Raw genomic sequence first — 12,280 nt, forward strand, 5'->3', positions numbered from 1 at the left:
ATTTAATAAAAAATTTCCCTTATTTATAGCTGTTTATCTGCATCTGTTAATCTTGACGAAGTCATCTACCGCAGCACCGGCTGCCACCATAGGCTCTACCAGATCACCCTGCTCTACGATTACTTCAATCAGGAAGGGCTTGTCAGCCTCGCGTGCTGCCTTCAGCGCTTCCTTAAATTCCTTGCAGGTCGCTGCTCTGCGTCCGCCTGCACCACAGGAATGAGCAAAACCGATGAAGTCAAACTCAGTCAGCAGCGTATTGGAGTAATGCTCGTTGTAGAAGAGCTGCTGCCATTGACGGACCATGCCTAAGCAGCTGTTATTAATAACGATACTGATTAGCTTTTTGCCTTCACGAGCTGCCGTATACAGCTCCATGCCGGTCATCTTGAAGCCGCCGTCACCACAGATATGCACTACCTGCTTATCAGGCTCGGCAAAAGCTGCACCCAACGCGCCTGGGAGACCGAAACCCATCGTACCGCAACCACCGCTCGTCAGATGGTGACGCGGTTTATCGACAACTAAATGCTGTGCTGCCCACATCTGGTTCTGACCAACGTCAGTTACATAAATCGGATTTTCGCCTTCAAAGCTACGGCTCAGTTCCTTCATCATCCAGGGAGCTGTCAGGCGGTCGCCAGCCAGCAGGCTGCGGTCCTCTGTTGCATCCCAAGCCTTAATCTGCTGCCACCAATCGGCGTGTGCTGCCTTCTGCACCAACGGCAGCAGGCTTTGCAGTGTCTGCTTTACATCACCCATTACGGAAAGGCTTGTTGCTATATTTTTATCTATTTCCGTCGGGTCGATATCAAGCTGGATAATCGTCTTTTGTCCTACGTAACGGTTGCGGTCACCGGTTACGCGGTCGCTGAAACGGCTGCCTGCGACTACCAGCACATCAGCCTGCGCTACAGCCATGTTGGAAGCGATATGACCATGCATGCCGGTCATGCCCAGGGAGCGTTCGTCAGACTCGGGATAAACGCCGATGCCCATCAGCGTATTTACTACCGGCAAATCAGCCTTTTGGGCCAGCTCCAGCAGTTCTTCCTGCGCGCCGCTGTTAACAGCGCCGCCGCCAACCAGCAGCACCGGGCGTTGCGCCTTGTTCAGCACCTCAGCTGCCTGCTGCAGCTGCTCCGCTGTTGCCTGTGGCAGCTCTTCCGCTGCAGAAGCTGCCTGCGGCTCGCTCCATTCCAGCTCCTCAACCTGTACGCTGCTGGGAATATCCACCAGCACAGGTCCCGGTCTGCCCTCCTGTGCCAAGGCAAATGCCTTGCGCAGTGCCGGCAGCAGCTCTTCCTTGCTGCGTACCAGCATGTTGTATTTGGTAATCGGCATTGTAACGCCGACAATATCAATCTCCTGAAAGGAATCGCGTCCCAGCATGCTTACGCCAACCTGACCGGTAATCGCTACCAGCGGAATGGAATCAAGATAAGCAGTTGCCAGGCCGGTAACAATGTTTGTGGCACCGGGACCGGAGGTTACGATACATACGCCGGTTCTGCCGCTCGCACGGGCATAGCCGTCAGCTGCGTGAATAGCGCCCTGCTCATGTGCGGTCAGCACATTTTTCAGCGGTGCATCGTACAATGCATCATACAGCGGAATCACAGCACCTCCGGGATAACCGAAGACTGTATCTACGCCCTGCTCCAAAAGGACCTTTACAATGGCTTCTGAGCCTTTCAGCTTCATCAGTCCGTCCCCCTTACGCCATAGTAGCTACAGACTCAACTGCAACCTGCTTAGCCAGCAGCTTGGCAACCTGAGCAGCAGCTACATCTGCCAGCTGGATTTCCAGCTTCAGACGATTTTCTTCTGCATCCATGCGCAGGGAGCGTACCTGAGCACCTTGCTTGGAAAGCACACGCAATACACGCGGCAATAAAGTTTCATCATTCTGACCAGTTACCAATACCTTTTCAAACATTTTAATTCCTCCTATCAAGAACACCTGAATTTACTACTAAATCAATTATCTTTTAATGGACTTTTTAGGAGTAGTATTAAAAAAACGCCCCTGCATATATGCAGGGGCGTATAATACGCGGTACCACCCTAATTTATTACTTTCAGCACCAGTCCATCAACCGGCTCGGAAATAACGCATCCGTTGCGCATCAGTCTACTTGCAAAGCTTTCGCTGACGAGTTCATGGGTGATTTAATCAATAAGGCTTCGTACCGGTTTGCACCAGACACCGGCTCTCTAAAACTCTACGCTTATCTTTAGTCCCAATCATAACCTTTGGTTGTCAATTTGAAATTACTGATACTATACACCCATCTACATCGTTTGTCAACACCTTTTTGTAAAATTTTACATTTTTCTTCTTTTAGTCACTGTATATGAACATTTTCAGCCTTTTGTCTATTGTACACAAACTAATCAAACGATTACAAATTTCGCGCTACTTTTCAGTAGACAAAGTACACTAATATCCATTATACAAAAACACGTTAAAGACAGTGCTTTGTATCGTTTAAAACAAAAGACTTCCCAAAATTTTTTTGGGAAGCCCTTAAATTTTTATCTTAGATGTTCTTTAATTTAGCAGCAACATTCTCTTTGATTGCTGCAGCATATTCAGCATGATGCGCTTCCAGGAAAGCCTTCATGTCAGCAGCAACATTGCTTTCCTCCTTCGGATTCAGCGCCTTTCTGTAGCCAAGCACCAGTGCACGGTCAGCAGCATCTGCTGTAGCCTCACAGCCACAAGCAGCACACAGTTTGCCGAACAGGTCGGCATCCAGAGCTTTTACCAGCTCTATTGCGCTCATCCAGAGGATATTGTTCATTTTGAAATGAACCTTGCCCTTCAGATATTTCATAGCAGCAGCAGTATCGTTCATAGCGATATCCGCATTTTTAAAGCTCAGGCGATAGCCGAAGGTGTCGGCAATCTCGCAGTGCAGCTGCAGGTTATCGTTTACAGCCTCAGAGTCCTTCAGCGGGTCGAGGCAGATAGAGCTCAGCTTGATGCCGTTACGCTGCAGCTCGTTGCCGATCAGATAATGCTCCTGCGGAGTCAGCACCTTACCGGGCTTGGACAGATCCAGCTCAAAGTCAATATCCCACGGAGTATTTTTCAGATAAGAGTTGTAGATGAACTGGATATGCATAATTGCTTCGCCGTATTCCAGAACGATGCGGTGCAGCTGATTTTCGGTAAAAGTAATCTTGCTGGTGCCAACCTTGAACTCAGCGTTCAGATAGGACGCATGCAATGCTGCGCGGAAGGTTTCGTTGAACTGCTCAAAGCGTTTGTCAACAGCCTCGTCAGACAGCTTTTCAATGCCCAGGTCAATCTTATCGCTGCAGTCAAAGCCAATCATGCTGTAACCGTAAAGCAAAGCCTTCACGATTTCCTCTTCGGTTTTCAGGCCAGCAGCATTAGCGCCGTAGCCTTCCTTGTAGCCCTCTTCGAGCACGCCCCAGGTTACGGTATCCACAGCCTGTACAAAATAGCGCTGCAGTGCCTCGCTGTCCTCGGTAGTAAAATCAACCAATACCGGTTTCAGCTGACGTTTACCAAACAGCTCCGCCACAACTGCATCTGCCTCGCCCAGCCAATCGCTGAAACCGATGCTGGCACCTTTAGTGCCGCAGGCAGTCGGTGCGGTCCATTTAACATAGCGGCGCACCAGCGCAGCATTATTTGCATTCAGTGCCATAACAGAAACATGTACGTCCTTAACGTCTGCTTCCTTTTCAACATCCTTCCACAGTGCGCTCAGCGCAGCTTCACCATTTGCAGCAAAAGCCAGGCGCTTGCCTTCCTCAGCATTTACAAGTGCCAGCCAGTTACCCTGTACATCACACAAAGAAGTTTCTATAACTTCACCTGCAGCCTCACGCAAAGCTGCCAATGCATCCATTTGCTTTAATGCCATAACCTAATCTTCCTCCATTTACTTACAATTAGTCATAATAATATTATGAACAAAAATCGTCTATTACGCAAGCAAAAACTTTGCAGATAGCAAAAAAACTTGTGTTTGTATACAAAATACCACCGCAGCAATAGGAAATTATCTTGTTTTCCTGGAAAATATATCCTCCTTTTCCGATATTTAGTGTAAGGTTATCAACAGTATCAACAGACTTATCCACAGTTTTTGTGCATAACTTTTAGTTATACAGAGTGTTATCCACCAGCCTCTGAGAAAAAAGTGGCTTGTTTACAAGGATTTTACACAATTATCAACATGTTATGCACAATCTGTGGATAACTTTAATAACAACTAGGGGGAGATTTCCACAACACTATATCTATGGGTCCAGCTTCGTCCCGCTCACAAGCAAAACAGCCTTTTAAAACGTCAAAAACAGCGAACAAACTATTATTTGTCGCTGTTTCCGATGCAAAATTAAATTTTATTCTGCTTACCAGAGATTAAGCAGATGCTGCAAAAGCAGGCTCACAAACGTAATACCTGCCCAACAGCCAAGACCGAGTCCCAAAGGCTTGCTGCTTGTTGTCACAAGCTTGACGATATTCGTATTCAGACCTACCGCAGCCATCGCCATAACGATAAAGAACTTGCTGAGCCATTTAAGCGGTGCAAAAACCTCTGCTACTACGCCCATGCTTGTCGCCAACGTAGTGATAAGCGAAGCCAGTACGAAGTACAGTATAAAGCTCGGCACAATGCTCCTGATATTAACTTCATGATTTGCCCCCTGTTCGCGCTTGCCTACGAGATAACCTAATACCAACGTAATCGGAATAATTGCCAGTGTACGCGTCAGCTTTACCGTCACCGCCTTATCCAAAGTTGCCGTGCCTAAGCCGAACATTGCATCCCAAGTCGCCGCCGTTGCCGTAACCGAAGAAGTATCGTTAACAGCAGTACCAGCAAAAATACCGAAGGCTTCACCGCTTGTTGTAGAAAATCCCAACACTGTACCCAACCAAGGAAAAAGCAGCGCTGCCAGCACATTGAAGAAAAAAATAACGCTGATAGCCTGCGCCACCTCTTCATCATCTGCCTTGATGACAGGCGCTGTCGCAGCCACTGCACTGCCGCCACAGATAGACGAACCTACACCGATAAGTGTGGAAATCTTGCCAGGAATTTTCATCACCTTATGCAACACATAGGCCACAATAAGCGAAGTTGCAATCGTGCAGACGATAATCGGCAGAGACTGCTTACCAGTTGCCAGCACTACGGAAATATTCAGACCGAAGCCAAGCAGGATTACTGCGTATTGCAGCACCTTTTTGGATACAAAGCCTACACCGCTTTTAAACGCAGCCTCTACGGGCCACACAAGCGCTACCAGCATGCCTAAAAGAATTGCAAAGACAGGTGCACCGACAACAGGCACCAGCTTGCCTAAAAACCAGCACGGCACAGCCAAAACAGCACATAAAATAATACCGCGCCACTTATCTGAGAAAAAGCTCACTATAACACCTCCATAAAACACAAATATAATTATAGCATAATCAGCATATATTTTTCAAAAATGGGCATTATTGCTAAACGCAAACACTCCTGCCTGCAGGAGTTTTTTATCTTCTTATCTGTGACCAGATGAATAGCGCCAGTCCCGCCCAAATGCAGCCAAAGGCTGTAGCAGTAGTACCGGTAAACGGTTCACCGTAAATCAGCACGCCTATCATCAGTGATATAGAAGGCGAAATATATTGTAAAAAGCCTACAATATTCAACGGCAGCTTACGCGCGCAGGCCGTAAAAAGGAGCATCGGTGTCGCCGTAACAGCGCCCGCACCTGCTAAAAGCAGCAACGTATTCATATCACAGCTTTGATAAACAGTACCTTCGTTAATACTAAGGTAATATAAGTAGCCTGCAGCCAAAGGCGAAATCAATAATGTTTCCAACAGAATACTCGTCATCGGTTGGGCAATAATAATTTTTTTCAGTAAACCATAGAAGGCAAAGGTTAATGGCAGCGTCAGTGCTACCCAAGGCAGGCCGCCGTTATGGACAATAATCACACCAATGCCGACAGCAGCGCAGCTAACTGCTGCAATCTGCAGCTTAGCAAGGCGCTCACGCAGAAATACTACGCCAAAGAGCACATTCATCAGCGGGCTGATATAATAGCCCATGCTTGTTTCTACAATGCGTCCTGCTTCTACCGCCCAGATAAAAATCCCCCAGTTGAAGCTGATCATAATTGCTGCCAGCACCATGCAGCAGGCTGTCTTTTTCGTACTGAAAATCGCCTTGGTTTCCTGCATAAAGATGTTTAGCTTGCCTGTTGCCAATAACAAGAGAAAGACGAAAACGGCTGACCATAAAAAACGGTTCGCCAAAATTTCCATCGCCTCAACATGCTGCAGCAGCTTCCAGTATATCGGCAGCACGCCCCATAAAAGATAGGCTCCAAGACCATAAAAAATGCCTAGTCTGTAATTATCCATAAGAAAATACCCCTCTGTAAAAATTTATTATATGATTTACTAAAGACAAGCAGAAAGTTTCGAGGACCATTTTTCAGCATATGTTATTTTATTTTTGTAATTTTTTCGGTATCGGAATCCAAATAGCCGTAATTGCCGCTACAATCGGCAACCACACCAAAAGCTGCATAACCATCGGCAGACCAAACTTATCGGCCAGCACACCGAGAATTGTTACGCCAAAACCGCCTAAGCCAACGCTGAAACCGATTGTCAGACCGGATGCCATGCCCACATTATTCGGCATCATACATTGAGCAATAATAATGGTCGTCGCAAAGGAACCGATGATGCAAAAGCCGGCAATAACAACAGAAGCCATAGCAAAAAGCTTAGTTGTAGCAATCGTAATACAGTAAATTGCCGGAATGCTCAGCGTAATAGAGCCCAAGAGAATTTTGCGTGCTCCCAGTCTGTCACTCAAAATTGAACCGACATAGGTACCTGCCACACCGCCTAAAAGGAAGCCGGACACCAGGCTGCTGGAGAAAACTGCCTCAAAGCCGCGGAACTTCATAAAATACAACGGCAGATATGTTGAAATACCGCTGTGAATAGAAGAACGCATGAAGATATAGAACAGAATCAAAAAGAGCGCAAAATATGACATTTTTTCGCTCGTGCCGTCAGCAGCCTTCTTGGCCTGCTGTACCTCATGCTCCTTGTTTACGCGGATATAATCCGGCATCGCCTTTGCCATCAGCAAGAATACTAGCAGTCCGGGAACAGCAAAATACATGGTGTTATGAATACCACCGGCCAAGCCTAAAAGAAAGGTCATAAATATAGAACCAACTGCCATACCGGCGTTACCGCCGATAGAAAACAAGCCCATGTTCTTCGTGCGATTTGTATCATCACTCAAAAAATTGACTGTTTTAGAAGCCTGCGGGTGATAGGTAGCGCTCGCCAGGCTGATGAAGATGACCGTGCATAAAAGCAGCGTATAGCTGGAAACCCAGCCCACAAAGGCAAAGCCTGCACCTGCCAGCGCCGCACAAAGCGGCAGAAAGCGTGGCAGCGAGCGCCTGTCGGTAAGATAGCCGAAGGCCGGCTGAATAACGGATGACATAATATTTTGCAGCAGTACAATCGCTGCCAATTGTGAATAGCTCAAGGAAAACAGCTCCTTCAGCTGCGGTAAAACGATAGGCAGAGCCCCCGCCTGCATATCGGTAACAAGATGTCCCAATGCCAACGCGACAACAGGATAATACATTTTATTCATATAAAAACTCCTTTATAACGCTGTGCCCTTTGTCGGTACAGTTAATTTACTCATATCTGTCTTTTCTATCTCTAACAAACGCACCTTGCGCCACATACCGCCGCCATAGCCGGTAAGGCTGCCATCAGCGCCTATTACGCGATGGCAGGGAATAATAATGCAGAGCGGATTACGGCCCACTGCACCGCCTACAGCCTGCGCCGACATACGTGCAAGACCACGCTGCGCTGCAATTTCGCACGCAATATCGCCGTAAGTAATGAGGGTGCCATAAGGGATTTTTTGCAATATCTTCCAGACACTTTTCTGAAAATCACTGCCGGTAAATTGCAAAGGTACATTTACCTTCGGCTCGCAGCCTGCGAAATATTCAGCCAGCCACTTTTCGGCACGTGCAAAAACAGGCAGCTCCGCATTTTGCGCATCTTGAATATCTTTATCGCCATAATGCTTATCGTCTGCAAACCATAGACCGGTTAACCTTTCACCATCGCTGCGTAAAGTTATTTCGCCTAAAGGCGAGGAAATTTTTTTATAGTACAACATCTTCAACCTCATTTATTTTGCGTGGTAGCACTAAGGGGAATAGAACCCTTATAATTTAACGTTTTTTCGCAGGCGCATAATCCTTCATACCCTCTATCGCACCGCCGGCAATCTCCCAAAGGTAGATGGCTGCCGTACTGCCGTAGGGACTATAGCGCTTTTGGTATTTGGCAAACAGCTCACGCGTAATTTTGCGGTGATGGTACAGCATCCGTAAACCGCGCTGAATTGCCAAGTCGTCATAGCTTAAAATATCCGGTCGCTGCAGGCAGAACAGCAAAATCATTTCTGCCGTCCATTTACCGATACCCTTCAGACTGCTCAAAGCTGTAATTGCCTCTGCGTCACTCATCTGCTCTACTGCCTGCAAATCAAACTCGCCGCTAACAATTTTATCCGCAAAATCCTTGATATATTCTGCCTTACGCAGACTCATACCCAAACCCTGTAGCTCCTCAGCCGACGCAGCATGCACCGTAAAAGGTGTAACAACTTTCAGCCTTGCCTCCAAACGCGCCCAAACCGTCGCCTGTGCCTTGGATGATATCTGCTGACCGACAATATGACGTACAACAGCAGCAAAAAGATTAGCGTCCAGCTTGCGCTCGATATGACCGATTTGCTCTATAGCCCACGCCAGCTTTTTATCCTTGCGCTTAAGATAATTTATTTCTGTTTCGCCATATTGAAAGTACATCGCTGCACCTGCCTTCTGAAAGTATAATGATATTATAACGCTTACTAAGCAAAAAGAATAGCGGATAAGCATACAAATTCAGCAGAAGCTTTGTGAAAAAAGAAAAAGCCAGACAGCTTCGTGCTGTATGGCTCATATTAAAGACGCTCGATAATAGCTTTTAAAATTGCGCTGGTTTCCTCTAAAGGTCTAGCAAGCCTCTCGTCAAACACCATTTCCGGCAGGAGCGGCACATGTACAAAGCCAACCTTCGTTGTCGTACCGGCGTAGGCATGGGCAGCACGGTAAAAAATTTCGTTGCAGACATAGCCGCCGGAAGCAAACTCCAGCTGCACGGGCAACTTCTGCGCACGTAAAGAGCGGACTATTTCATGTACAGGAATCGTAGCAAAGTAGGCAGCGGGGGCGTCAGCAAGAATTGGCTCATTCCACGGCCTGCGTCCCATATTATCCTCGATAAGCGCATCCTTGATGTTTAATGCCGCAAGATTGATATCTATTTTCGTCGTGCCGCTGTTCATGCCCGTCATAAGGATGACGTCAGGCTGTACGCGCTGCGCCTCCTCGAGCAGCAGACGCGGCGCAAGGCCAAAGATGTTAGGCACGCGCAGCTTATGAATGTGATAGTTATTGATAGTTTCAGGTAAAGCCTGTACGACCTCCCACGATGGATTCATCGTGTAATGAGCGAAGGGGTCGAAGGCGGTGAGGAGAAGAGATTTCATTTCAATGCCTTCCGCATATATTCCGTCCAATAGCTAATGCTATCAGAAACAATATTTTTTGCTGCATCAGAGATAGCAAACTTGAACAATTCTTCTGGCGATATACATTTTATATTTTCATTATTGGAATCAAGATTTTTTACTGTTCCTTCGCTCGTAAATAAGAAAACCTTGCCTTGCAAATGCCTAAAGTCGTTTGCATCAATATCTACATTACCTTTTTTAACTTGAATATATACATGACTTCTATCTTCAGGATCAAGTAAAATACATTCATAAAGTTCTGTAGATTTCTTATTGGTTGACGGAATCACTATATATTTATATTCATAGGACAAGTACGCACACACCAAATCTTCGCAATCAGTTGGAGAAAGCAAATCATAAAATTCCTCTGGATTAGCTTCAATAGTCAATCCTTGATAATGCTCTTTGCCTATTTTAGTATTATAGTAGTGTTGAGAAAATATTTGCACTGCTTCAGAATTTATGCGTTGTAAAGTTCTTCCTTTAATAAATGCCGTTGCTACAAACCCAGGTACTGTAGATTCATCACCAACTGCCAACCATTCGATATCTGTTCGTTGAATAGCTGCATCTTTTTGTAAATTATCCTGATTGATCTTATAGATCCATTGACTTGTGTCTCCAACTCTACCAAGATAATAAATGCCTTTATAGCGAATCCACACTAAATCATCAGGCTTGACTTCCCAGTATAACTTACGCACAGTAGCAGGAACATACGATTTACCATCATAAACCTTCCACTTCTTAATCAGCTTCTCATAATCTTTATAAGAATGTATATTTACACGTTGTTCACAAATTTTCTTTTTCCTAGCTTCGGTAAAATTTTCGATGTGTCGGTCAGTAATAGACCATCCCATAGCCATCACCTTATTTTTAAGGCAAATATCAGCGCAATTACCACCACTAGTATTAACGTGTAATCTCCAAATAGTCAAAATCAATCATCTCCCATCCCTAATACATACGAAAGAACAACCAAAGGCTTGTCATTGTCAGTATGCCCATCTTAAGATTCTTCAAACCATTCTGCATCTCCGCATAGATATTTCACAAAGCGATAATAAGCACTTACCTGCAATTTATCAAGATATTTTAAGGCTTTATGCTCAATATGTAACGGTACACCATAATAAGCACCTGCAACCGCGCCTGTAATAGCAGCAATTGTATCACTATCACCTCCTATAGATATGGCATTTCTGATCGCATCTTCAAAACTTGTCGCCTCAAAGAATGCTTTTAATGACTGCGGTACAGTTTCCTGACACGTTTCATTGAATTCGTAGTCAGCTCGTATCTCGTCTAACGTAAAATTCATCGGATAGTACTCAGCATTTATCACAGCAAAAATTTCTTCTTTTTTGCTTTCGTGTAAAGCCATATATGTTGCAACTGCAGTAGCTTCAGCACCCTTTATCCCTTCTGGATGGTTATGCGTAACGCTAGTAACAATTCTAGACAGTTCCTTCACTTCTTCTATAGATTTAGCAACGTAAGCTACTGGGCTAACACGCATAGCTGAACCATTGCCAAAACTATTATAAGGCTGCGGATCGTTCGTTCTAAGCCAATCAGAAAACATACTACCATAACCTGCTTTAGGATATTTCTTTCCCCAAAGCTGCATTTGTTTGATTGTTTCAGCAGCAAGTTTGCTGTAATCTCTCTTACATTCTACCAAAGCACTCGCAACAGCCAAAGTCATCATGCTATCATCGGTTGGGCAGCAATGCTCGGAGAATAAAGGAAAATCCTTCGTTTTTATTTCATTGAATTCATATACAGAACCAACGATATCGCCAATAATAGCACCTAACACACGGCGCATCTTTCTTTTAAGCAAAACTGCTTCCTTCCAGTCAATCCCTTTAACATGCATGACTTCTGTACTTTCCTCTTTCTTAGCAAACACTTTCTCAGTTATCTCTTTCCAATACCAGTCTGAAGGAGCTTTTCCTTCAATGCACACCATAGCGAAGACAGAGACTGCCATATCATAGTCGCACGCTCCATCTGGTGCTTCAAGAACATAGATATGATTATTGCCCTCTTTATCCATTTTGCCATACTCAACACGATAGTTTTTCATGATATGTACGCCATCATAGCGAATATATCCTTCAACCAGACTTTGGATGAAGTCGACGGGTCTATCTGCAATTACATCAAGATTTACGCAGATGAATTCGTCCATGACAGGGCGCATATTACACATATACTTCATGATTTTGTCTTCAAACTCATATACATTCATATATGAATTGATGTTAAGCACACATGGAGCTGCTCCCTTGCAATTTATTCTTTCACAAGGAATGATTTCAATATTAGAAGCGTTAGTTTTGTTTTCTTCGTAGGACATATTTTTCACCTCGTAGCCAAGACACCAGGATTTCATACTTCATCTTTGAAATATTTCTCCCTAAATTGATTTCACCTATAGTTACGTTGCACGATTAAAATTTCGCCCGGTTTTGGGAAATTTTCTTTAGATGTTATACACTAGCCAAAAAGAAAATGTAAATTATGCTTTCCCATAGCAAAAGAACCTGTACCATTGGTACAGGTTCTTTTTTTCTAACCGGCAGCTATCTATCCTCCCA

11 protein-coding genes and 1 other annotated feature are annotated in these 12,280 nt (G+C 45.1%); all 11 genes read right to left on the bottom strand.

Annotated features, from left to right (window positions below):
* Positions 1–33: 33 nt before the first annotated feature.
* Positions 34–1,704 carry a biosynthetic-type acetolactate synthase large subunit gene (ilvB, locus tag HMPREF9443_RS04695; protein WP_009145372.1) on the bottom strand — a complete coding sequence of 557 codons (1,671 nt, stop codon included), beginning with the start codon at positions 1,702–1,704 and terminating at the stop codon, positions 34–36.
* A 13-nt stretch (positions 1,705–1,717) separates the two neighbouring features.
* Entirely contained in the window at positions 1,718–1,939 is a 222-nt protein-coding gene (locus HMPREF9443_RS04700) for a hypothetical protein (protein WP_021719399.1), read from the bottom strand.
* Between the two features lie 99 nt (positions 1,940–2,038).
* Positions 2,039–2,260 (bottom strand) — a binding site (T-box leader).
* 283 nt (positions 2,261–2,543) lie between these two features.
* Positions 2,544–3,902: a tagaturonate epimerase family protein gene (locus tag HMPREF9443_RS04710; RefSeq protein WP_009145374.1), complete on the bottom strand. Its 1,359-nt coding sequence runs from the start codon at positions 3,900–3,902 to the stop codon at positions 2,544–2,546.
* A gap of 493 nt (positions 3,903–4,395) precedes the next feature.
* Entirely contained in the window at positions 4,396–5,424 is a 1,029-nt protein-coding gene (locus tag HMPREF9443_RS04715; RefSeq protein ID WP_040565059.1) for a YeiH family protein, read from the bottom strand.
* 106 nt (positions 5,425–5,530) lie between these two features.
* Positions 5,531–6,409 (bottom strand): EamA family transporter RarD, encoded by an 879-nt coding sequence (gene rarD / locus HMPREF9443_RS04720; RefSeq protein ID WP_009145377.1) that lies wholly within the window; start codon positions 6,407–6,409, stop codon positions 5,531–5,533.
* 88 nt (positions 6,410–6,497) lie between these two features.
* A complete protein-coding gene (locus tag HMPREF9443_RS04725) occupies positions 6,498–7,676 on the bottom strand; it encodes an MFS transporter (protein ID WP_009145378.1) in 1,179 nt (392 codons plus the stop codon).
* 12 nt (positions 7,677–7,688) lie between these two features.
* Positions 7,689–8,222 (bottom strand): methylated-DNA--[protein]-cysteine S-methyltransferase, encoded by a 534-nt coding sequence (locus HMPREF9443_RS04730; protein WP_040565060.1) that lies wholly within the window; start codon positions 8,220–8,222, stop codon positions 7,689–7,691.
* A gap of 55 nt (positions 8,223–8,277) precedes the next feature.
* Entirely contained in the window at positions 8,278–8,919 is a 642-nt protein-coding gene (locus tag HMPREF9443_RS04735) for a DNA-3-methyladenine glycosylase family protein (protein ID WP_040565061.1), read from the bottom strand.
* A gap of 137 nt (positions 8,920–9,056) precedes the next feature.
* The gene (locus HMPREF9443_RS04740) at positions 9,057–9,644 is read right to left on the bottom strand and encodes a pyroglutamyl-peptidase I (protein ID WP_009145381.1); all 588 of its coding nucleotides are present in this window, start codon (positions 9,642–9,644) and stop codon (positions 9,057–9,059) included.
* Entirely contained in the window at positions 9,641–10,612 is a 972-nt protein-coding gene (locus HMPREF9443_RS04745) for a hypothetical protein (protein WP_050787106.1), read from the bottom strand. The genes HMPREF9443_RS04740 and HMPREF9443_RS04745 overlap by 4 nt, the downstream gene beginning before the upstream one ends.
* A gap of 71 nt (positions 10,613–10,683) precedes the next feature.
* Entirely contained in the window at positions 10,684–12,039 is a 1,356-nt protein-coding gene (locus tag HMPREF9443_RS10985) for an ADP-ribosylglycohydrolase family protein (protein ID WP_071585657.1), read from the bottom strand.
* Positions 12,040–12,280 lie beyond the last annotated feature (241 nt).

The sequence above is a fragment of the Phascolarctobacterium succinatutens YIT 12067 genome, assembly GCF_000188175.1.
Classification (GTDB): Bacteria; Bacillota; Negativicutes; order Acidaminococcales; family Acidaminococcaceae; genus Phascolarctobacterium_A; species Phascolarctobacterium_A succinatutens.